Source organism: Bradyrhizobium sp. SZCCHNS3002 (assembly GCF_032377435.1).
In the GTDB taxonomy this organism is placed as follows: domain Bacteria; phylum Pseudomonadota; class Alphaproteobacteria; order Rhizobiales; family Xanthobacteraceae; genus Bradyrhizobium.
In genome coordinates this window covers 539,819-560,649 of the sequence record NZ_JAUHHY010000003.1, presented here as the reverse complement: position 1 = coordinate 560,649, position 20,831 = coordinate 539,819, and the positions used below count along the sequence as shown (strand labels likewise).

20 protein-coding genes are annotated in these 20,831 nt (G+C 65.7%); 11 read left to right on the top strand and 9 right to left on the bottom strand.

Annotated features, from left to right (window positions below; translation table 11 throughout):
• Nucleotides 1-25 precede the first annotated feature (25 nt).
• From QW845_RS09660 to paaE, 8 genes are all read left to right on the top strand, one after another.
• Entirely contained in the window at nucleotides 26-835 is an 810-nt protein-coding gene (locus QW845_RS09660; protein ID WP_315801356.1) for a hypothetical protein, read from the top strand.
• A gap of 150 nt (nucleotides 836-985) precedes the next feature.
• A complete protein-coding gene (locus QW845_RS09655; RefSeq protein WP_315801355.1) occupies nucleotides 986-1,462 on the top strand; it encodes a phasin in 477 nt (158 codons plus the stop codon).
• Nucleotides 1,463-1,553: 91 nt separating this feature from the next.
• Nucleotides 1,554-2,435 (top strand): phenylacetic acid degradation operon negative regulatory protein PaaX, encoded by an 882-nt coding sequence (gene paaX / locus QW845_RS09650; protein WP_315801354.1) that lies wholly within the window; start codon nucleotides 1,554-1,556, stop codon nucleotides 2,433-2,435.
• Between the two features lie 78 nt (nucleotides 2,436-2,513).
• Nucleotides 2,514-3,503 carry a 1,2-phenylacetyl-CoA epoxidase subunit PaaA gene (gene paaA / locus QW845_RS09645; protein ID WP_315801353.1) on the top strand — a complete coding sequence of 330 codons (990 nt, stop codon included), beginning with the start codon at nucleotides 2,514-2,516 and terminating at the stop codon, nucleotides 3,501-3,503.
• Nucleotides 3,504-3,518: 15 nt separating this feature from the next.
• Nucleotides 3,519-3,806, top strand: coding sequence for a 1,2-phenylacetyl-CoA epoxidase subunit PaaB (gene paaB / locus QW845_RS09640; protein WP_006613353.1), 288 nt, complete (start codon nucleotides 3,519-3,521; stop codon nucleotides 3,804-3,806).
• A gap of 141 nt (nucleotides 3,807-3,947) precedes the next feature.
• Entirely contained in the window at nucleotides 3,948-4,724 is a 777-nt protein-coding gene (gene paaC, locus QW845_RS09635; protein WP_315801352.1) for a 1,2-phenylacetyl-CoA epoxidase subunit PaaC, read from the top strand.
• Entirely contained in the window at nucleotides 4,718-5,221 is a 504-nt protein-coding gene (gene paaD / locus QW845_RS09630; RefSeq protein WP_315801351.1) for a 1,2-phenylacetyl-CoA epoxidase subunit PaaD, read from the top strand. Before paaC ends, paaD begins: the two co-directional genes overlap by 7 nt.
• A 105-nt stretch (nucleotides 5,222-5,326) precedes the next feature.
• Nucleotides 5,327-6,406, top strand: coding sequence for a 1,2-phenylacetyl-CoA epoxidase subunit PaaE (paaE, locus tag QW845_RS09625; RefSeq protein WP_315801350.1), 1,080 nt, complete (start codon nucleotides 5,327-5,329; stop codon nucleotides 6,404-6,406).
• A gap of 89 nt (nucleotides 6,407-6,495) precedes the next feature.
• Here the strand turns inward: paaE and paaK are convergent, their stop codons facing one another.
• The gene (gene paaK, locus QW845_RS09620; protein WP_315801349.1) at nucleotides 6,496-7,824 is read right to left on the bottom strand and encodes a phenylacetate--CoA ligase PaaK; all 1,329 of its coding nucleotides are present in this window, start codon (nucleotides 7,822-7,824) and stop codon (nucleotides 6,496-6,498) included.
• A 4-nt stretch (nucleotides 7,825-7,828) separates the two neighbouring features.
• Complete coding sequence (paaI, locus tag QW845_RS09615) at nucleotides 7,829-8,290, bottom strand: hydroxyphenylacetyl-CoA thioesterase PaaI (RefSeq protein WP_315801348.1); 462 nt, start codon at nucleotides 8,288-8,290, stop codon at nucleotides 7,829-7,831.
• A 215-nt stretch (nucleotides 8,291-8,505) separates the two neighbouring features.
• On the opposite strand from paaI, the gene QW845_RS09610 reads away from it, so the two are divergent.
• Entirely contained in the window at nucleotides 8,506-9,579 is a 1,074-nt protein-coding gene (locus QW845_RS09610) for a YeeE/YedE family protein (RefSeq protein ID WP_315801347.1), read from the top strand.
• Here QW845_RS09610 and QW845_RS09605 read toward each other — a convergent pair whose 3' ends face one another.
• A complete protein-coding gene (locus tag QW845_RS09605) occupies nucleotides 9,580-10,797 on the bottom strand; it encodes a bifunctional alpha/beta hydrolase/OsmC family protein (protein ID WP_315801346.1) in 1,218 nt (405 codons plus the stop codon). It lies immediately after the preceding gene.
• Between the two features lie 772 nt (nucleotides 10,798-11,569).
• Between QW845_RS09605 and QW845_RS09600 the strand changes: the two genes are divergently transcribed.
• The gene (locus QW845_RS09600) at nucleotides 11,570-12,718 is read left to right on the top strand and encodes an IS4 family transposase (RefSeq protein ID WP_315801388.1); all 1,149 of its coding nucleotides are present in this window, start codon (nucleotides 11,570-11,572) and stop codon (nucleotides 12,716-12,718) included.
• A 127-nt stretch (nucleotides 12,719-12,845) separates the two neighbouring features.
• Here the strand turns inward: QW845_RS09600 and QW845_RS09595 are convergent, their stop codons facing one another.
• The 5 genes from QW845_RS09595 to QW845_RS09575 form a co-directional block, all read right to left on the bottom strand.
• Complete coding sequence (locus QW845_RS09595; RefSeq protein ID WP_315801345.1) at nucleotides 12,846-13,211, bottom strand: hypothetical protein; 366 nt, start codon at nucleotides 13,209-13,211, stop codon at nucleotides 12,846-12,848.
• Between the two features lie 191 nt (nucleotides 13,212-13,402).
• Nucleotides 13,403-14,065 (bottom strand): sulfite oxidase-like oxidoreductase, encoded by a 663-nt coding sequence (locus QW845_RS09590; RefSeq protein ID WP_315801344.1) that lies wholly within the window; start codon nucleotides 14,063-14,065, stop codon nucleotides 13,403-13,405.
• Between the two features lie 26 nt (nucleotides 14,066-14,091).
• On the bottom strand, nucleotides 14,092-15,414 hold the full coding sequence (locus QW845_RS09585) for an MFS transporter (RefSeq protein WP_315801343.1): 1,323 nt from the start codon (nucleotides 15,412-15,414) through the stop codon (nucleotides 14,092-14,094).
• 411 nt (nucleotides 15,415-15,825) lie between these two features.
• A complete protein-coding gene (locus QW845_RS09580; protein ID WP_315801342.1) occupies nucleotides 15,826-17,247 on the bottom strand; it encodes an amidase in 1,422 nt (473 codons plus the stop codon).
• A 79-nt stretch (nucleotides 17,248-17,326) separates the two neighbouring features.
• Nucleotides 17,327-18,103, bottom strand: a complete 777-nt coding sequence (locus tag QW845_RS09575) for an SDR family oxidoreductase (RefSeq protein WP_315801341.1) — start codon at nucleotides 18,101-18,103, stop codon at nucleotides 17,327-17,329.
• A 168-nt stretch (nucleotides 18,104-18,271) separates the two neighbouring features.
• Between QW845_RS09575 and QW845_RS09570 the strand changes: the two genes are divergently transcribed.
• On the top strand, nucleotides 18,272-19,345 hold the full coding sequence (locus QW845_RS09570) for a tartrate dehydrogenase (RefSeq protein WP_315801340.1): 1,074 nt from the start codon (nucleotides 18,272-18,274) through the stop codon (nucleotides 19,343-19,345).
• A gap of 404 nt (nucleotides 19,346-19,749) precedes the next feature.
• On the opposite strand, the gene QW845_RS09565 is transcribed toward QW845_RS09570, so the two are convergent.
• Nucleotides 19,750-20,661, bottom strand: coding sequence for an NAD(P)-dependent oxidoreductase (locus QW845_RS09565; RefSeq protein WP_315801339.1), 912 nt, complete (start codon nucleotides 20,659-20,661; stop codon nucleotides 19,750-19,752).
• Nucleotides 20,662-20,831: the final 170 nt, after the last annotated feature.

Genomic DNA, 20,831 nt, shown 5'->3' with positions numbered 1-20,831 from the left:
CCGCGTGGCCTGAAGGAGCGTGCCGATGGTGAACAAGTCCGGCGATCCGATCGCATTCTGGCAGCAGATGGTCGGTGAGATGCAGAAGAGCTTCACGGCCTTCACGCGATTGCGCCCGCTGGGCGCGGCCCGCTCATCCTCCGACGATCCTGCAACTGGTTCTGGAAACGGACAGAAGCCCATGGCCGATCTGATGGAAAACTACTTCGCCGGCATGAACGTGCCGAGCCGCGGTCAACTGACTGCGCTCAACGAGCGGCTGGCGTCGATCGAAGGCGAACTGGCGGAGACGCGGGCGCTGTTGAAGGAGCTGCTGGGCGCCGCGAAGGTGCCGCTGCCGGCATCGAAACCGCCGGTGGATCTCGCTCCCCAGTTGAATGAGATCAAGAGCTTGCTCGACGCGCTTCTCGCCGCATCCAAGGCGCAGCTGGTTGCGCCGGCTCCGGTCGACGTCACGCCTGAGCTGAACGAGATCAAGGCCTTGCTTAACGAGCTTGTTGCCACATCCAAAGCGCCGCTCCCCGGAACGAAGCCTGCCATCGATGTCACGCCCCAGTTGAGCGAGATCAAGGCGCTGCTCGACCAGATTCTGAAGGCGGCGCAGCCGTCCGGTCCTGCCCCGATGGCGTCCATCGAGGCGCAGCTGCGCCAGATCCGGGAGGTGCTCGACAGGGTGATGAAACCGTCGCTGCCGGCGGAACCAGAACCCGCGGCGGTCGAGACCGCGCCGGGAACGGCCGAGCCGGTCCGGCCCGGAAAGTCTCGCAACAAGAAGCATGGGGGCGGCCCTGATCGAGGCTCGCGCCAAGGCAATGATGCGCCGTCGGGCACTTGAGCGGGGACGGCCTTTCCCCCATCCTCCCGAGATGGTGCATTGCAACATTTTTGTTGCGATGCACTATGTGTGCTGGTATAGCTGAGTCACTCCGGTTTCATAAGGGACGGAGCGAGCCATAGCTCAGAAGCATTGAGGATGGAGACAGCCATGACCACCGAGACCAATACCGTGTTCGACACCGTCAAGGATGCCTTTGCGCCGGTGACCGACGCGTTCAAGAACCTGCAGACGATGGAAGTGCCGGAGTCCGCGCGGGAGTTCGTCAAGAAGACCGCGTCGACCGCCAAGGAGCGCGCTGCGGAGGCCCTCGCTGGCTCCGAGAAGGTGACGTCGGCGATCGAAACCGCCGTGTTCGACGGCGTGACCGAGGCCGGCAAGATCAGCCGCAACATCCAGCAGGCGCTGTATCAGGACACCGAAGCGTTCTTCGACGGCCTGGACAAGCTGGCGTCCGCCAAGTCGATCAGCGAAGCCGTTCAGATCCAGGGTGAGCTGGCCCGCGCCCGTGGCGAGGCGCTCGTCGCCCGCGCCAAGTCGACCAGCGAGTATGTCGGCAAGCTCGTAACCGAGGGTGCCAAGCTCGCGCAGGAGAACATGGCCAAGGCCTACAACAAGACCGCCTGATCGCCTCGCGCGTCAGTCGATCCATCTGCAAGGCCCGCTCCATGCGGGCCTTTTCTTTTGCGATCGGGCGAAACCGGCTAAAGCCTGCACCATGCCGCAGCCGCTGTCCCGCATCGTCCATGAGCTCAAGAGCGAGCCGTCGCGCACGGGCTCGCTGATCATCACCGTGTTCGGCGACGCCATCGTGCCGCGCGGCGGCAGCGTCTGGCTCGGCAGTCTGCTGGCCTTCTTCGAAGGGCTCGCGATCGACGGCAGCGTGGTGCGCACCGCGATGTCGCGGCTGACGGCGGAAGGCTGGTTCGAGCGGACGAAGAGCGGCCGCAACAGCTTCTATCGCCTGACCCGGCGCGGCGAGCAGACCTTTGCCGGCGCCACCCGCCACATCTACGATTCGCCGCCGGCGGAATGGAACGGCAGCTTCGAACTGCTGCTCATCGGCAGCGCTGATGACCGCGAGCAGGCGCGGATCGCGCTGCGCGACGCCGGCTTCGGCAGCCCGCTGCCGGGCGTGTTCGTGGCGCCCTCGAGCATCGCCGTGCCGGACGCGGTGGAGGGGGCGGTCCGCCTGCAGGCCTCCGCAGGCTCGGATATGGCGCGGCGGCTGGTCGCCGAGAGCTGGGCGCTGGAGCGGACTGCGGAAGCCTATCGCAAGTTCAGCGCCTCCTTTGCGCCGCTCAAGGCCAGCATCGAACGCGGCGAGCCGCTGTCCGACGGCCAGGCCTTCACCGCCCGCATCCTGCTGATCCATCACTACCGCCGCATCGTGCTGCGCGATCCCTTGCTGCCGGCCGAGCTGCTGCCTGGGAACTGGCCGGGACGACAAGCGCGTGTGCTCTGCGGCGACATCTACCGGCTGCTGCTGCCGGGTTCCGAGCGATGGCTCGACGCTCACGCGACCAATGAAGAGGGGCCTTTGCCTGCGGCCGGCGCGACGCTGCTGCGGCGGTTCGCCGATGCTCATGAGGTGGGCTGATATATTACAGAATTCGATTGCACGGATAAAATCTCGTTATATATTGGCGGCAACCAAGTCCTGGGAGGACGCCGCCGCATGTACACGCAGGCGCTCAATTCGCCCGAGGAGGGCAGCTTCGCCGAGGACGCCGGACGCGCCTCGCGCTTTCAGGCGCGCATCGATGCCGAGGAGCGCATCGAGCCGAACGACTGGATGCCGTCGGCCTATCGCAAGACGCTGGTCCGGCAGATTTCCCAGCACGCCCATTCCGAGATCGTCGGCATGCTGCCCGAGGGCAACTGGATCACGCGCGCGCCGAGCCTGCGCCGCAAGGCGGCGTTGCTCGCCAAGGTCCAGGACGAATGCGGCCATGGGCTGTATCTCTACGCCGCGGCCGAGACGCTTGGCGCCTCGCGCGAGGAACTGGTTGACGCGATGCTGGCCGGCAAGGCCAAGTACTCCTCGATCTTCAACTACCCGACCTTGACCTGGGCGGATATCGGCGTGATCGGCTGGCTGGTCGATGGCGCCGCGATCATGAACCAGATCCCGCTGTGCCGCTGCTCCTACGGCCCCTATGCGCGCGCGATGATCCGCGTCTGCAAGGAGGAATCGTTCCACCAGCGCCAGGGCTACGAGATCATGCTCACGCTCTGCCGCGGCACGCCCGAGCAGAAGGCGATGGCGCAGGATGCGTTGAACAGATGGTGGTGGCCGGTGCTGATGATGTTCGGCCCGCCGGATCAGGCCAGCCAGCACAGCGACGCCTCGACGAAGTGGAAGATCAAGCGCTTCTCCAATGACGAGCTGCGCCAGAAGTTCATCGATGCCACCGTGCCGCAGGCGCAATATCTCGGCCTGACGATTCCCGATCCAGCGATGACGCAGGACGAGCAGGGCCACTGGCAGCACGGTCCGATCGACTGGAACGAGTTCAAGCAGGTGCTGGCCGGCAACGGCCCGTGCAACCGCGACCGTATGGCGGCGCGCCGCAAGGCGCATGCCGACGGCGCGTGGGTGCGCGAAGCCGCGGCCGCCTACGCCGAGAAGCGCGCGCAGCGCCTGATGGCGCAGGCCGCCGAATAGACAAGGGAGAGCGAGATGGCGACACCGAACACGCCGTTGTGGGAGGTCTTCATCCGCAGCCGCAACGGGCTCGCGCACAAGCATTGCGGCTCGCTGCATGCGCCGGACGCGACCATGGCGCTGCAGGCCGCGCGCGACCTCTACACCCGGCGCGGCGAGGGCCTGTCGATCTGGGTGGTGCCGTCGAGCGCCATCACCGCGTCCGATCCCGCCGACAAGGGCATGATGTTCGAGCCGGCGGAAACGAAGATCTATCGGCATCCGACCTTTTATGAAGTGCCCGAGGAAGTCGGACATATGTAGGTGCAACTCCTCATGGTGAGGAGGCGCGCAGCGCCGTCTCGAACCATGAGGCCCGATACGGCTCCTGGCCCATCCTCGAGACGCCCGCCTGCGGCGGGCTCCTGGAGGAGGTCAAATGCGTGGCTTCAGAGGCGAAACGTCATGACCGCCCCCTCGATCACTGTCTCCGAAACGCCGCTGGTGCTCTACACCTTGCGCCGCGCCGATGATGCGCTGATCCTCGGTCATCGCCTCTCCGAATGGTGCGGCCACGCGCCCATGCTCGAAGAGGACATGGCGCTGTCCAACATGGCGCTCGACCTGATCGGCCAGGCGCGCGAGCTCTATGGCTACGCGGCAAAGGTCGAGGGCCGCGACAATGACGAGGATAAGCTCGCTTATCTCCGGGACGTCAGGCAGTACCGCAACCTGCTGCTGGTCGAGCGTCCGAATGGCGATTTCGCGCACACGATGGTGCGGCAGCTGTTCTACGCGGCTTTCGCCGATCTGTATTGGCGCGGCATGATGGGCTCGACCGATGCGACGCTCGCCGCCATCGCGGCCAAGTCGGAGAAGGAATCCGCCTATCATCTGCGCCATGCCAGCGAGTGGGTGATCCGGCTCGGGGACGGCACCGACGAGAGCCACCGCCGCGCGCAGGCCGCGATCGACGATCTCTGGGCGTACACCGGCGAGATGTTCAGCGTCGACGACTCCGAGCGCGGACTGATCGATGCCGGCATCGCGATCGACCCGACGATGCTGCTGCCGGAATGGCTGTCGATCGTCTCGCATGTCGCGCGCGAGGCGACCCTCGTGCTGCCTGAGAACGACTGGATGCAGCAGGGCGGCCGCGACGGCCGCCACAGCGAGCATCTCGGCCATCTCCTGAGCGAGCTGCAATACATGCAGCGCAGCTTCCCCGGTGCGACGTGGTAGTCGCCGACACCAGTCCTGCCGAACTCCGCCAGCGCGCCTGGGAGGCGGCGGCGTCGGTGGCCGATCCGGAAATCCCGGTGCTGACGATCGACGATCTCGGCGTGCTGCGCGAGGTCGAGGTGGTCGGGGAACGGGTGGAGGTCGCGATCACGCCGACCTATTCCGGCTGCCCGGCGATGAACATGATCGCGCTGGAGATCGAGCTGGCGCTGGAGCGCGCCGGCTTCCGCGAGGCCAGCGTGCGCATTGTGCTGTCGCCGGCCTGGACCACGGACTGGATGAGCGAGGAAGGGCGACGCAAGCTGCGGGAGTACGGCATCGCGCCGCCGCCGCCGTCGAGTGGCCGGCGCGCGCTGTTTGGTGTGGCCGAGGTGGCGTGTCCGCAATGCGGGTCTGATGACACCGAGCAACTCGCCGAGTTCGGCTCGACCTCGTGCAAGGCGTTGTGGCGCTGCAGATCGTGCCGCGAGCCGTTCGATTACTTCAAGTGTCACTGATGCTAAAGCCGTCATCGCGAGCGCAGCGACGCGATCCAGGGCCACGCCCGGAGCCCTGGATTGCTTCGTCGCTTCGCTCCTCGCAATGACGTGAGGATGGGTTTGATGTCGACAACGCCGCGCTTTCACCGTCTCGCCATCCGTGACCTGCGCCGGGAGGCACCGGATGCGGTGTCGCTGACGTTTGCCATTCCAAACGAACTCGCGGACGACTATCGCTTCGCGCCCGGACAGTATCTCACGCTGAAGACGACGCTCGGCGGCGAGGAAGTCCGGCGCTCTTATTCGATCTGCTCCGGCCCCGATGACAACGAGATCCGCATCGCCGTGAAGCGCGTCGATGGCGGCGCGTTCTCGAGCTTCGTCACCGACGAATTGAAGCGCGGCGACGAGATCGACGTGATGACGCCGACCGGACGTTTTGGCGTGGCGCTGGATCCTGCGGCGGCGCGCACCCATGTCGGATTTGCCGCTGGCTCGGGCATCACGCCGATCCTGTCGATCGTGAAGGCCGTGCTGGCGCGCGAGCCGGACAGCCGCTTCTTCCTGTTCTACGGCAACCGCACGACCGCCGGCATGCTGTTCCGCGAGCAACTGGAGGAGCTGAAGGATCGCTTCCTCGACCGCTTCTCGGTGTTCCACGTCATCTCCGGCGAGGAGCAGGATCTTCCGATCCTGCACGGTCGTCTCGACGGCGAAAAGGTGCGTATGCTCTTGCGCTCGCTGGTGCCGGCGGAGACGGTCGACCAAGTTTTCATCTGCGGTCCGACCGGGATGAGCGAGGACATCGAGGCTGCCTGCCACATCCTCGGCATTGCCGACGAGCGCATCCATGTCGAGCGCTTCGTCTCCGGTGCGGGCGGCAAGCCGCGGCCGAGAGCTGTCGTGCCCGATACGGCGCCGCCCAAGGCGGTCGCCGCCCTGATCATCGACGGCAAGCGCCGAGAGGTCCCGGTCGCCGACGGCGAGGCCATCCTCGACGCCGCACTCCGCGCCGGCGTCGACCTACCATTCGCCTGCAAGGGCGGCATGTGCTCCACCTGCCGCGCCAAGCTGGTCGAAGGCAAGGCCGAGATGGAGCTGAACTACTCGCTGGAGCCGTGGGAGCTCAAGGCCGGATTCGTGCTGACGTGCCAGGCCAAGCCGGTGACGGAGCGGGTGGTGGTGGATTACGATCATATGTGAGATGGCGATGTATGGAGCGGGACTCGTCGTTCGAGATGCGCCTTCGGCGCTCCTCACCATGAGGGGTGACAGCGCGGCGCACTCCCCAACTACCCCACCGGCCGCTTGTCCTTGATCCGTTTCGCCTTGCCGGCCGAGCGCTCCAGCGTGTCTGGTGCCACCACCTTCACCTTGGCGGTCAGGCCGATGGTGTTCTTGATGTGGATCGAGATCCGCTCGGCGTGCGCGCCGAGGCCGGTCTCGTCCCAGTGCTCCGGGCGCGACTCTGCGTAGATCGTCAGCTCGTCCATGCGGCCTTCGCGGGTCAGCTCCAGCATGAAATGGCCGCCGCACCATTCGGTCGACAGCAGGATCTCCTCGATCTGTGACGGGAACAGATTCACGCCGCGCAGGATGATCATGTCGTCGGAACGGCCCGTGACCTTCTCCATGCGGCGCATGCCCGGCCGCGCGGTGCCCGGCAGCAGCCGCGTCAGATCGCGGGTGCGATAGCGGATGACGGGAAAGGCCTCCTTGGTCAACGAGGTGAACACCAGCTCGCCGATCTCGCCGTCGGGCAGCACCTTGCCGGTGTCGGGATCGACGATCTCCGGATAGAAATGATCCTCCCAGATGTGCAGCCCGTCCTTGGTCTCCAGGCATTCCTGCGCCACACCCGGACCGATCACCTCGGACAGGCCGTAGATGTCGGTGGCATCCATCGCGAACGCATCCTCGATCTCGGCGCGCATCGCATTGGTCCATGGCTCGGCGCCGAAGATGCCGATCTTGAGCGAGCTCTGCCGCGGGTCGAGCCCCTGGCGCTTGAACTCGTCGAGGATGGCCAGCATGTAGCTCGGCGTCACCGTGATGATGTCGGGCCTGAAATCATTGATCAACTGCACCTGCCGCTCGGTCATGCCGCCGGAGATCGGCACCACCGTGCAGCCGAGCTGCTCGGCGCCGTAATGGACGCCGAGACCGCCGGTGAACAGGCCGTAACCATAGGCATTGTGGATGATCATGCCGCTGCGGCCGCCGGCAGCGCGGATCGAGCGCGCCATGACGGTGGACCAGGTCGCGATATCGTTGCGGGTATAGCCGACCACGATCGGCTTGCCCGTCGTGCCCGACGAGGCATGCACCCGCACCAGTTGCTCGCGCGGCACGGCGAACATGTTGAACGGGTAATTGTCGCGCAGGTCCGTCTTGACCGTGAACGGAAACTTGGCGAGGTCGGCGAGCTCGCGGAAGTCGGAGGGATGCACGCCAGCCTTGTCGAAGGCGCGACGGTAATGGGCGACGTTGTCATAGGCGTGCGTCAGCGACCAGGCGAGGCGCTTGGTCTGCAGCGCCATGATTTGGTCGCGCGAGGCGCGCTCGGTGTCGTCCATCTCGGATACGTAGCTGCCGGCCGGTTGAGGTTTGCTCGATGTCATCGTGTCAGTCCTCCGGCGGAGCCGTGGGGGTCGGCACCAGCGTGCCGCCGATGCTGCGGGAATGGCCGCGAAACTCCGCGATCACGGTGTCTTCAGCGGTGACGCGAACGTCGTAGATGCCGGAGCGGCCGCTACGCGACACCTCGCTGGCGCGGGCGGTCAGCACATCGCCGAGCTTGCCCGGCCGGATGAAGCTGATACTGCCCTGGGCCGCCACGGTGCGGTCATTGTGGGAGTTGCAGGCGAACGCGAACGCGGAATCGGCCAGCGTGAAGATGAAGCCGCCATGGGCGATGCCGTGGCCGTTGACCATGTGCGGCTGGATGGTCATGCGCAGCGTCGCGCAGCCCGGGCCGATTTCGATGATCTGCATGCCCAGGCCCTGGCTGGCGCGATCGTCCTGCCACATGGCATCGGCGCAAGCGCGGGCGAGCGCGTCGGGGGAGAGCGGGGCCGCGCCACTCACCGGCGAGCCCCCGGCGGCGAACAGGCCAAGATCGGCGCATGAGGATGCGCTGGTGACACCACGGCATTCTCTCCCGTTGATGCTTGTTGGAACAAGCATTCTGAACTAGTTAAGCTCGATATCGTGGCGAATAATCCGCGCGCGTCAAGCGAAAGCGGTGCTTGCGCAGCCCGCGTGCCGCCGCCTCTTTTCCGCAACCAGAAGGACTCCTGCGCGTGCCGGAAGCTGCTGATGTCGCCGTCGTAACCGGTCTCGGTATCGGCCTGGTCTATGGCGTGGTGGGGCTGCTCAGCGGCTTCTGCATGATGAGCAGCCTGCGCGGCTGGTGGGCCGACGGCGACAGCCGCCTGGTGCGAAGTTACGCCCTGGCGATGGGCATCGCCATCATCGCCACACAGCTGCTCGCGGCCAACGGCGCCGTCGATCTCGGCAAGTCGATCTATCTGCAGCCGACCTTCTCGGTGCCGCTGATGTTCGCCGGCGGTGTGCTGTTCGGCTACGGCATGGTGCTCGCCAATGGCTGCGGCTCGCGCGCGCTGGTGCTGCTCGGCCGCGGCAATCTGCGCTCCTTCGTTGTCGTGACAGTGCTGGCGATCGCCGCCGAGATGACCTTGAAGGGCCTGATCGCGCCGCTGCGCATCGCGCTGATGCAGGGCTCGCAGACCACGGCGACCGCGACGTCGCTGCCGGCCGTGCTCTCGGTCGGTGGCCTGCATGGTGCAGCGGCGCGGCTGCTGCCGGCGCTCGCGCTCGGCGGCGCGCTGATCGTCTTCGCCTTTGCGCATGCGCCCTTCCGGCGCGCGCCCGGCCAGATGCTCGCGGGCCTCATCGTCGGCCTGCTGATCGCGGCCGGATGGTTCGCGACCGGCTATCTCGGCGCGGACGATTTCAACCCCGTGCCGGTGGCGTCCCTGACCTTCGTCGCGCCGATCGCCGATGCCCTGCAATACATCATGCTGTCGACCGGCTCGACCGCGAATTTCGGCATCGCCACCGTGGCCGGGGTGCTCGCCGGCAGCCTCGTTACCGCCGTGGCGACGCGCCGCTTCAAGCTCGAGGGCTTTCATTCGCCGCAGCATATGCTGCGCTCGGCGGGCGGCGCCGCGCTGATGGGCATCGGCGGCGTGATGGCGCTGGGCTGCTCGGTCGGGCAGGGGCTCACGGGACTGTCGACCCTGGCGCTGCCCTCGTTCGTCGCCATCGCCGGCATCTTCATCGGCACGGCGGCCGGCCTGCGCGGAGCGTTGCGCGTCAGGCCGCTGAAGATCGAGCCGCAGGCGGCGCGTTGATCACTCCGCCGCGCGCGTGACGATGCGGATCTCCGACGTCAGCGTCCGGTGCACCGGGCATTTGTCGGCGATCTCCATCAGCTTCCTGCGCTGCTCCTCATCGAGCGCGCCGTCGAGGTGGATCTCGCGGTCGAGCTGATCGATCAGCCCGACCTTGGTCTCGCATTCCGCGCAATCTTCCGCATGGATCTTGCTGTGGCGCAGGGTGACCGTGATGCGGTCGAGCGGCAGGGATTTGCGGTCGGCATAGAGCCGCATCGTCATCGAGGTGCAGGCGCCGAGCGCCGCGAGCAGCAGGTCGTAGGGGCCCGGGCCGGTATCCTGGCCGCCGACGGAGAGCGGCTCGTCAGCGGTGAGATGATGCGGGCCGAGCGCGATGGCCTGCTGCAGCTTGCTCGACCTGGTCTCGCGCACGACCACGTCGCGCGGGCCATCCGCGGGCGCCGGCTCGGCGGCCTCCGGCGCGACGTAGCGGCCGGCCCAGCTCGCGATCACCTCGGCGATGTAGGCGGCGTCCTCCTTCCCGCTGATGAGATGATCGGCGTGATCGAGCGAGATGAAGCTCTTGGGATGCCTGGCGGCGACGAAGATCTTCGTTGCGTTGTCGATGCCGACGGTGTCGTCGAGGGGCGAGTGCATCACCAGCAGCGCCTTGTGCAGATGCTTGATCTTGTCGAGCAGGCGCTGCTCGGCGATGTCGTCGAGGAAGGAGCTGCTGATCCGGAACGGGCGCCCCGCGAGCGAGACCTCGGCCGAGCCGTCGCGGCGGATCGCCTCGAGTCGGTCCTTGAACAGCGCCGTCACATGGGCCGGATCCGACGGCGCCGCGATCGTCACCACCGCCTTCGCATCGGGGATGTCGCCGGCCGCGGCCAGCACGGCGGCGCCGCCGAGGCTGTGGCCGATCAGGATGGCCGGCGCCTGCCGCGTTTCACGCAGATGATTGGCGGCGCGGACGAGGTCGGCGACGTTGGAGGAGAACGTCGTGTTGGCGAAGTCGCCTTCGCTGGAGCCGAGGCCGGTGAAGTCGAACCGCAGCACGGCGATGCCATGCGCCGTCAGCGCCATGGCGATGCGCCGCGCGGCGTGGGTGTCCTTGCCGCAGGAGAAGCAATGCGCGAACAGCGCGTAAGCGCGCGGCGCGCCGCCGGGCAGCTCGAGCGCGGCAGAAAGCTTGTCGCCGCTGGCGCCTTCAAACTGGAAACGTTCGGTCGGCATGATGTGGTCCCCATCCGTTGCGTCTTCACGGCCGCGCGCGGCGATGACATCGCATGGTCTCACATCGAGATATAACAGACATCGCCGTACACGCAGATATGATGGGGCATTCTCGCGGCCTGCAAGGCCCGAGCTTTGCGGATCGTCGCCCTCTTGAAGCGAGAGGGCGCAGGGAAGGTCGGGAGCCTGCCGCCCCCATGGCCCGCCTGCGGAAAAAATGCAGGCGGCAGAACCACAGGTTCGGCTGAGGACATCCCGGCCTTCCCTGCGCAATGGTTGGAACGGCTTATACGCGCTCTCTCCGGGGAACGGCTGTCTTGCCCCCGTCATCGCGATGCGCGTCAACCGCACCACGACTTGACGCCAGCACCGCGGCGCCGAGACCACACGATTTCACCGTGCGCACCGGATCGTTCGTCCGCATGGACAACCATGCTGCGACCCGTTGCGCCCACCGCATCCCGCGCTCCACGTCCGTGACGATCGCGATACGCCCCTCTGCAACGAGGCGGGACGGTGGGAGTAAATCACGATTTTCAGAAATTGGCAAGGGGAATGTTTTGGGATGCGAGCTTTGGCAATAGCGGCAATACCGCCCGGGTGCCAAGGCTATCCGCGAGCGGAGTTTTGCGCTCACCTGTCTCCTCATCGTCATGGCCGGGCTTGTCCCACGGCTGTCCGGTTCAGGCAGGCTGGACAAGGCGCATGGCGTGGATTCTTCTGCGATCTTGAGCATCGCCAAATGTTCGAGACACACGAGGGGGATCCCGCCATGCGCCACCACAATACTGTATTTCACGGTCTGCAGAAGCTCGTTCCGTGGAGGGTTTTTGACCGGCTTGTGGAAACACATGGAGGAGACAAGCGGGTGCGCCGGCTCAGTACCCGGAATCAGTTTTGTGCTTTGCTCTATGCGCAACTGGCTCGCGCTGAGAGCCTGCGTGCCATTGAAGCTGCTTTCGAGAGCCACGCTGCACGGCTCTATCACGTAGGCGCCAAGGTGGTTTCGCGTTCGACGCTGGCCGATGCCAATGCAAAGCGACGGCCCGAGGTCTTTGCCGGTCTGTTGGCAGAGATGATGAAACGCTGTGAGCGGAAGCTGGCAAACGAGGTGGCGGATGCGGTCTACCTGGTCGATTCGACCAGATTTCCCCTGAACTCTCTCAGCGCCAGCTGGGCCAAGTTCAGCAGCGGCATCAACTGCTTCAAGCTGCACATCGTTTATAATCCGGATACCGGAAATCCGGTTACGGCCGACGTGACCGCGGGAAACGTCAACGACATCACCGCGGCAAAATCTCTTCCGATCCGCCCGGGCGCGACTTACGTCTTCGACCTCGGTTACTATGACTACGGCTGGTGGGCCAATCTCAACGAGCAGGGGTGCCGTCTCGTCACCCGTCTCAAGGCGAATACTAAACTCAGAGACGTGACTGAGAAGACAATCCCGGAGGGCTCGTCCGTGTTGTCCGATCGGATCGGCCTGCTGCCTGGCAGATTGGCTGTCTCGCGAAAGAACCCGTTCCAGGATCCCGTCCGTGAGGTCAGAGTTGCCACGGAAACCCGCAAGGTCCTGCGCATCATAACCAACGACCTCGACGCATCTGCCGACGAAATTGCCGACCTTTACAAGCGCCGCTGGCAGATCGAGCTGTTCTTTCGCTGGGTCAAGCACACGCTGAAGATCAGACACTTCCTCGGAACGTCCGAGAACGCCATACGCATCCAGATTGCAGTGGCGCTGATCGCTCATCTCCTGCTGCGCGCGGCCCATAAGCTGCAAAGCAGCGTGGGAAGCCTGCGGACCTTTACCGGCCTGGTCGCGCAAAACCTCATGCACCGCAGGAGGATCGATGGACTGCTCGATCCTCCACAGTCTCTCACCCGAGACGACCGCCAGCTGAGCCTTAGTATATGCTAAAACCTCAACCGGACAGCCGTGGGCTTGTCCCGGCCATGACGGAGTAACTAACTAGCCAGCTCGCGTGTTGCGACGTTGGGCTGTTGCCAGCCTAGATCCGCGATCAATCTCACCAGCCCCGCCACGATCACTCGCGCTGAGGCAGCAGCTCGATCACCTGCTCACCGTTCCGGATCGCTGTCGGCAGGTCCTGCGCGACGAGATCGGCAATCCATCGGACCAGCTCGGGAAGAGCTTCGTCCTTCGCCTGCCGGCGGAGTGGGGGCAAGTCGCGCTCGTGCGCTGTGCCCACTTTGATGTTGAGACGCTCATATGGAATGTCGCCGTCCGGCGGCCGATATCGCGCATCGAACAGACGCCGGCCGTGGCTGCGAACGAGGTGGATGCGAATGCCGCCAAGATCTCGTGCGGTCAGCGCGGCCAGGATGACGCTCGGCTTGAGAAGGTACCCATAGCCCTTGGGTATTTTGCCGGTTTCTGAGGTGAACTCCATGTTGTGTCTCTGGCACGTTCGGATATCGCGGTGGCCGCGCTTCGGTGCGGAAGCGATAACATGTAGTCCGTAGGGTGGGCAAAGCGAAGCGTGCCCACCATTCTTTTCTTTTTTGCGGGGCGAGGGTGGGCACGACGCTTCGCGTCTTTGCCCACCCTACGGCTCCGTTGGCCTGGCAGAGCGGAGCCCGATCACTCCGAATAGCGCTGCTCGGCCCAGGGATCACCGCGGTTGTGATAGCCGCGCACCTCCCAATAGCCGGGTTTGTCGGAGTCGAGAAACTCGATCGCCTTCAGCCACTTTGCGCTCTTCCAGAAATACAGATGCGGCACCACGACCCGCACCGGACCGCCATGCTCCCTGGTGAGCGGCGCGCCGGACCAGCTGTGCGCGAGCAGCGCATCCTCGGCGGCGAAATCCTCCAGCGTCAGATTGGTCGTGTAGCCGTCGTAGGAATGCAGCACGACGAAATCAGCGCCGTCGCGCGGCCGGCAGGCGGCAAGCAGGTCGCGCGTCGCAAGCCCTTCCCATCGATTGTCGTAACGCGACCAGGTCGTCACGCAGTGAATGTCGGATGTGAACTGGCGCTGCTCCTGGGCGCGGAAGGCAGTCCAGTCCCAGAACAGGGGATTTTCCACCGCGCCATAGACATCCAGCCGCCAGCGCTCCGATGTGACCGACGGCGTCAGGCCGAGATCGAGCACCGGCCAGTCGCGGGTCAGGTGCTGGCCCGGCGGCAGGCGCTGGTCGTCGGGCCGCACGGAGCGGCCGGTCAGGAACTTGCCTTCGCGCGCCCAGCGCTCCTTGGCTCGGCTCAGCTTGCTCTCGGGCGGCAACCCGGACTCGTCAGCCATCGGCACCCCTCGCCAGTTCGTCCTGCTCATTCGTGCCGATGCATCGCCGACGCATGCTTGGTGTCACGCATGGTCGCATAGATGAGCAGCGACAGGAAGATCACGCTTGTGAGATAATAATAGAACCAGGTCTCGTGCCCAATGCTCTTGAAGTAGAGCGCGATCGCCGGCGCGGTGCCGCCGAACAGCGAGACGGTGATCGCGTAGGGCAGGCCGACACCGAGCGCACGGACATTGGTCGGAAACAGCTCGGCCTTCACCACCGCGTTGATCGAGGTGTAGCCCGCCGTGAAGATCCAGGCGCCGCAGATCAGCAGGAAGGCCGTGAACGGCTCCTTGGTGCCCTTCAGCACGGTCAGAATCGGGATCGTCGCCAGCGTGCCGGCGACGCCGAAGAAGATCAGCAGCGGCTTGCGGCCGATGCGATCGGAGATCGCCCCATAGAGGGGCTGCAGCACGCAGGCGAACAGCAGCGAGCCGAAGATCACCATCGTGGTCTGGTCCGCTGTCAGGCCGACCGAGAGTTTCACGAAGGTCTGCATGTAGGTGGTGAAGGTGTAGAATGCGGCGGTGCCGCCCGCGGTCAGGCCGACCACCAGCAGGAGCTCCCGCGGATATTTGAACAGCGCGGTGATCGAGCCGGAAGGGCCGACGGTCTTCTTGGCCTCGACGAAGGCCTCGGTCTCGTGCAGGTTCCGCCGCATCACCGCCACGAAGATCGCGAGGCCGGCACCGATTGCGAACGGAATGCGCCAGCCCCAGGCCCGCAATTCGTCCGGGGTCAGGAACACCTTCTGCAACAGCAGGAGCACGATGATCGCGGTGAGCTGGCCGCCGATCAGCGTGACGTATTGGAAGCTCGAATAGAAGCCGCGATGCCTGGCGTCGGCGACCTCGGACAGATAGGTGGCGCTGGCACCATATTCGCCGCCGAGGCTGAGGCCCTCGATGACGCGGGCGAGCGCCAGGATGATCGGCGCGGCGATGCCGATGGTGGCATAGGTCGGCGTCACCGCGATGATCAGCGAGCCGAAGCACATGCAGAGCACCGAGACCGTCAGCGACAGCCGCCGGCCGTGGTGATCGGCGAGATAGCCGAACAGCCAGCCGCCGAGCGGGCGCATCAGGAAGGTCGCGGCGAACACGACAGCGGCGTTGAGCTGCTCGACGACCGGGTCCTTCGATGGAAAGAAGGCCGGCGCGAAATACAATGCGAACGCCGTATAGGCATAGAAATCGTACCATTCGACCAGGTTGCCGGCCGAGCCGATCAGGATCGCCTTGATGCGGCGCTCGACGTCGGCGAGCGACGTGGTCTCGGTGGCAGGCTCGATCGCCTGGTCTGTCATATCCGGTCTCCGGCAAGCGTGATTTGCGGCCCTTCTACGGCAGCCGCAGGGATTGCCAACAGACGATAACGGACATGGGTCCCATGTTCAGCGCATGGAACTCTGCGCCAATCAAAGCAGAACTGCCGCCCCTCATGGTGAGGGGCGCTGCTCCGCCTCGCTGGGAGAACCATCAGGCCAAGGTTCGGGGCCTCGCCCTTCGAGACGCTCGCCTTCGGCGAGCTCCTCAGGGTGAGGGGGAAGGTCGGGGGAAGGTCATGCCGGAAAGAGCGAACTGTGCAGGCCAGCGAGAATCTCAACCCTCATGGTGAGGAGCCCGCCGAAGGCGGGCGTCTCGAACCATGAGGCCAGCGCCCGGGCCTGACCCTTCGAGACGCCGCTGCGCGGCTCCTCAGGGCGAGGGGGAGCATTTCACCTCGGCGCGCGCGGATCGATCGGCGTGGAGCTGGCGACTCCCAGCACGTCCTCGAGCAGCTTGGCACCCGCCAGCAAACCGGCGTCGTTGCGCGGCCGCGCGATCACCTGCAACCCCACCGGCAGGCCCGACGCGGTGAAGCCGCATGGCAGCGAAAGCGCCGGGCAGCAGGCGAGCGTGATCGTGTAGACGATGCCGAGCCACTGCACGTAGTTGTCGAACTTCTGTCCGGCGCATTCGGCGACGTAGCGGTTCTCGACCGGGAAGGGCGGCACGATGGTCGCCGGCGCCAGCAGCAGGTCATAGGTCTCGAAGAACTTGACGGCGCGCGCGGTCATCGCCACGCGCTGCGCTTCGGCGCGGGTGATCTGCGCGACGGTGAGTTTCAGCCCTTCCTCGATGTTCCAGATCACTTCGGGCTTGAGCAGGTCGCGCTTGGTGCGCAGCAGCTCCTGCTTGCTCATCGCGAAGTCGAGCGCGCGCAGCACGTGGAAGCATTCATGCGCCTCGCTGAAGTCCGGATGCGCCTCCTCGACGATGACGCCGAGCTCGGCGAAACGCTGCGCCGCCTTGCGGGTGACCGCGATCACTTCGGGGTCGACTGGCGTGATGCCGAGATCGGGCGAATAGGCGACGCGGATCGGCTTCTTGCCGGAGCGGGCCGCGGTGAGGAAGGAGGTCGCGGGCGAGGGCAGCGAGATCGGGTCGGCGGCGTGCTCGCCGCTCATCGCGTCCAGCAGCAGCGCGAGGTCCTCGACATTGCGGGCCATCGGGCCCTGGACGCCGAGATTGCGGTCGATGGCGACGGCCGGCGTATGCGCGACGCGGCCGAAGCTCGGGCGCAGGCCGACGATGCCGCAGAAGCTCGCGGGGTTGCGCAGCGAGCCGCCCATGTCCGAGCCGTGCGCCAGCCACGCCATGCCGGTCGCAAGCGCAACCGCTGCGCCGCCCGACGAGCCGGCGGCCGAGCGCGACGTATCCCAGGGATTGCGCGTCGCACCGAACACCTCGTTGAAGGTGTTGGCGCCGGCGCCGAACTCCGGCGTGTTCGACTTGGCGTAGATCACGCCGCCATTGGCTTCGAGATGCTCGACCAGGAGATCGGAGTGTTCCGGAATCCGGTCCTTGAAGATCGGCGAGCCCTGCGTGGTCAGTACGCCCTGGACGTCGGTGAGATCCTTGATCGGCACGGGCATGCCGGCGAGCAGGCCGCGTTCAGAGGCCTTCTTCTGCATCAGCGCCTTGGCGTGATCGCGCGCGCGATCGAAGCACAGCGTCGGCAGCGCATTCACCTTGCCGTCGACGGCTGTGATGCGCGCTTCCAATGCATCGAGGCAATCGAGCGGGGTGACCTCGCCGGCCTTCAACTTGTCGACGACGGCGCAGGCGGTCTCGCGGATCAATCCCTGGTCGGCCAAAGCTTGGTTCTCCTGATTGGAAGCATCCCGGCGCCATGTCGTAGACCATGTTTCGCCGGACGTGGAAAGGTCGCCGCGATCAACCCCACCCTGCACTGATGCCGCCATCGACGGTATAGATCACGCCGGAGGTGTAGCCGGCGCGGTCGGACGCCAGGAACGCCATCAGGTCGGCGATCTCTCGTGGATGCGCGGGACGCCCGAGCGGCAGGCCTTTCTGGAATTCCGTGTAGCGGCTCTCGTCACCGAACTGCTGCTTGGCGCGGGTTTTCAGCAAAGTGACGTGGCGGTCGGTGCCGACCGGGCCCGGATTGATGCCGACCACGCGGATGTTGTCGGCGAGGCTCTTGGAGCCGAGCGCGCGCGTGAAGGCCATCAGCGCGGCGTTTCCGGCGCTGCCGCAGATGTAGTTGGCGTCGAACTTCTCGCCGGCCGCGCCGATGTCGTTGATGATGACGCCGCCCCCGCGCGCCTTCATGTCAGCATAGACAAGGCGCGTCAGGTTGATGAAGCCGAACACCTTGAGGTCCCAGGCATGCCGCCACGCCGCCTCGTCGATCTTGTCGATGGCGCCGCCCGGAATGTCGCCGGCATTGTTGACGAGGATGTCGATGTCCGCGGCCTCCTGCGCGAGCCGCGTGACATCCTCGGATTTGCGCAGGTCGACCACATGCGCGGCCGCATCGATCTGGTGCTTCGACCGGAGCTGCTCGGCCAGCGCCGACAGCCGGTCGCCGCTGCGCGCCGCGAGCCGGACGTGGCAGCCTTCCTCGGCGAACGCTTCGGCCGCCGCGGCGCCGATGCCCTTGGAGGCGCCGGTGATGAGAACGCGCTTGCCGCGCAGGTGAAGATCCATGGACACTCTCGCTGAAGGGGAGGAGACCGGATTGTCTTGTGCGATTGTCTTGCGCGTCAGCCATGCGGTCAATCTTGCACCGCAGCGTTGCGCTTCCCGGTCGTTTGGTCCATTCAGGCGATCGACGATTTCAGCCGGAACACGGCGCAACACGCAAGGATCCGCTCGATGAGCAAGAAGCCCTATCGCATCGCAGTCATTCCCGGCGACGGCATCGGCAAGGAGGTCATGCCCGAGGGCATTCGCGTGATCGAGGCGGCCGCCAAGAAGCACGGCGTCGCGGTGCAGTTCGATCATTTCGACTTTTCGAGCTACGACTATTTCGAGAAGCACGGCCAGATGATGCCGGACGATTGGAAGACGCAGATCGGCAGCCATGACGCGATCTATTTCGGTGCCGTCGGCTGGCCGGCCAAGATCGCCGACCACGTCTCGCTGTGGGGTTCGCTGATCAAGTTCCGCCGCGAGTTCGATCAGTATGTGAATCTGCGTCCCGTACGTCTGATGCCCGGCGTGCCGTCGCCGCTGGTGGGACGCAAGCCGGGCGACATCGATTTCTGGGTGGTGCGCGAGAACACGGAAGGCGAGTATTCCTCGGTCGGCGGCCGCATGTTCCCGGACACCGACCGTGAGTTCGTGACGCAGCAGACGGTGATGACCCGCACCGGCGTCGACCGCATCCTGAAGTTCGCCTTCGAGCTCGCGCAGTCCCGGCCGAAGAAGCACCTGACCTCGGCGACCAAGTCGAACGGCATCTCGATCACGATGCCGTATTGGGACGAGCGCGTCGAGGCGATGGCCAAGAGCTATCCGGGCGTGAAGTGGGACAAGTACCACATCGACATCCTCACCGCGAACTTCGTGCTGCATCCGGACTGGTTCGACGTTGTCGTCGGCTCGAACCTGTTCGGCGACATCCTGTCCGATCTGGGACCTGCCTGCACCGGCACCATCGGCATCGCGCCGTCGGGCAACATCAATCCGGAGCGAAACTTCCCGTCGGTGTTCGAGCCGGTGCACGGCTCGGCGCCCGATATCGCCGGGCAGGGGATCGCCAACCCGATCGGCATGATCTGGTCGGGCGCGATGATGCTGGAGCATCTCGGCGAGAAGACCGCGGCGCAGTCGATCGTCGGCGCCATCGAGCGGACGCTGGCGGAACGGACGCTGCGCACGCGGGATCTGGGCGGGAATGCTGATACCGAGGCGTGCGGCAAGGCCGTTGCGGAGATGGTGGATTAGTTAGGCGCCGCTGATTATTGTCGCCCCGGCGAAGGCCGGGGCCCATAACCACCGGCCGTTGTTATTGAGCAAGGCGTCTGCCACCGTTCGCTACTGATAGATCACGCGGTATGGGTCCCGGCTTTCGCCGGGACGACAGCGGTGGTTGGAGTGATAGCTCGTGCAACAAGCCGCCATTGCGAGGAGCGCAGCGACGAAGCAATCCAGGGCCGTCGCGGGACTCTGGATTGCGTCGCTTCGCGCGCAATGACGGAGAGAGCCGTAGGGTGGGCAAAGGCGCGGCCTGCATCTCCATACGAAGTCGCGGTGGCGCCGTGCCCACCGTCTTGCCGCGGCCGCGCTGATCGACGGTGGGCACGCTGCCGCCTGGCGGCTGCTGCTTTGCCTACCCTATGCGTTCACAACTACGACTTCGCCACGCGGCGGCAGTGCTCCCACGCGGCGTGGATCAGATTCTCGCTCGCCTCGGGCGTGCGGAACGCCGAGTGCGCCGACAGCGTCACGTTCGGGATCGTGGTCAGCACGTGGCCGGCCGGCAGCGGCTCGGTGGTGAAGACGTCCAGGCCGGCGTGGCGGATCTGGCCGGAGCGGAGCGCGTCGATCATCGCGGGCTCGTCGACGATGGCGGCGCGGGCGGTGTTCACGAAGATCACGCCCTTGCGCATCTGCGCGATGCGCTCGCGCGACAGGAAGCCACGGGTGTCGTCGTTGAGCAGGAGGTGCAGCGAGACGACGTGGCTGTCTTTCAGGAGCGTATCGAGATCGACGAACTCAACACCCGGATGGCTCTTCGGCGAGCGGTTCCAGGCGATCACCTTCATGCCGCTGCCGCTAGCGATGCGCGCCACCTCCGCGGCGATGCCGCCGAAGCCGATCAGGCCGAGCGTCTTGCCGGTGAGCTGCATGCCGTCGTCGCGCAGCCAGTTGCCGGCGCGCATCTCGCGGTCCATCTGCGCAATGCCGCGGGCCGCGGCCCACATCAGCGCGATGGCGGCCTCCGCCACGGCGGTGTCGCCATAGCCCTTGATCAGGTGCACGGTGATGCCGAGCTCGGCGAGCTCGTCGGGGTTCATGTAGCTGCGTGCGCCGGTGCCGAGGAAGACGACGTGCTTCAGGTTCTTGCACTGCTTGGCGACATCGGTCGGCAGCGCGGTGTGGTCGACCACGCCGATCTCGGCGCCGTCGAGAATGGCCGGCCAGTCCTCCGGCTTGATGTCGGGGTCGAGATGCACGCGCATCTCGGGATCGCCGGATTTGCGCTGCCGCTCGAAGATCTCGGCAAGCGAGTCGTTGGCGTCGATGAAAACTCCGCGCACGTTTTGAATCTCCTCTAGGAAGCGGACGAAACGGCTGCGCAGGCGGAGGTGCACTCCCTCCCCCCTTGTGGGGGAGGGCTGGGGAGGGGGGCGGCCCCGGGCGACACTGCCCGTGGGGACCCCCACCCCCAGCCCCTCCCCGCAAGGGGGAGGGGAGCTCAGTGTGCCCG

Coding starts and splice junctions, on each gene's coding strand:
- QW845_RS09660 (WP_315801356.1), top strand. CDS start 26: ATGGTGAACAAGTCCGGCGATCCGATCGCATTCTGGCAGCAGATGGTC.
- QW845_RS09655 (WP_315801355.1), top strand. CDS start 986: ATGACCACCGAGACCAATACCGTGTTCGACACCGTCAAGGATGCCTTT.
- paaX (WP_315801354.1), top strand. CDS start 1,554: ATGCCGCAGCCGCTGTCCCGCATCGTCCATGAGCTCAAGAGCGAGCCG.
- paaA (WP_315801353.1), top strand. CDS start 2,514: ATGTACACGCAGGCGCTCAATTCGCCCGAGGAGGGCAGCTTCGCCGAG.
- paaB (WP_006613353.1), top strand. CDS start 3,519: ATGGCGACACCGAACACGCCGTTGTGGGAGGTCTTCATCCGCAGCCGC.
- paaC (WP_315801352.1), top strand. CDS start 3,948: ATGACCGCCCCCTCGATCACTGTCTCCGAAACGCCGCTGGTGCTCTAC.
- paaE (WP_315801350.1), top strand. CDS start 5,327: ATGTCGACAACGCCGCGCTTTCACCGTCTCGCCATCCGTGACCTGCGC.
- paaK (WP_315801349.1), bottom strand. CDS start 7,824: ATGACATCGAGCAAACCTCAACCGGCCGGCAGCTACGTATCCGAGATG.
- QW845_RS09605 (WP_315801346.1), bottom strand. CDS start 10,797: ATGCCGACCGAACGTTTCCAGTTTGAAGGCGCCAGCGGCGACAAGCTT.
- QW845_RS09600 (WP_315801388.1), top strand. CDS start 11,570: ATGCGCCACCACAATACTGTATTTCACGGTCTGCAGAAGCTCGTTCCG.
- QW845_RS09595 (WP_315801345.1), bottom strand. CDS start 13,211: ATGGAGTTCACCTCAGAAACCGGCAAAATACCCAAGGGCTATGGGTAC.
- QW845_RS09590 (WP_315801344.1), bottom strand. CDS start 14,065: ATGGCTGACGAGTCCGGGTTGCCGCCCGAGAGCAAGCTGAGCCGAGCC.
- QW845_RS09585 (WP_315801343.1), bottom strand. CDS start 15,414: ATGACAGACCAGGCGATCGAGCCTGCCACCGAGACCACGTCGCTCGCC.
- QW845_RS09575 (WP_315801341.1), bottom strand. CDS start 18,103: ATGGATCTTCACCTGCGCGGCAAGCGCGTTCTCATCACCGGCGCCTCC.
- QW845_RS09570 (WP_315801340.1), top strand. CDS start 18,272: ATGAGCAAGAAGCCCTATCGCATCGCAGTCATTCCCGGCGACGGCATC.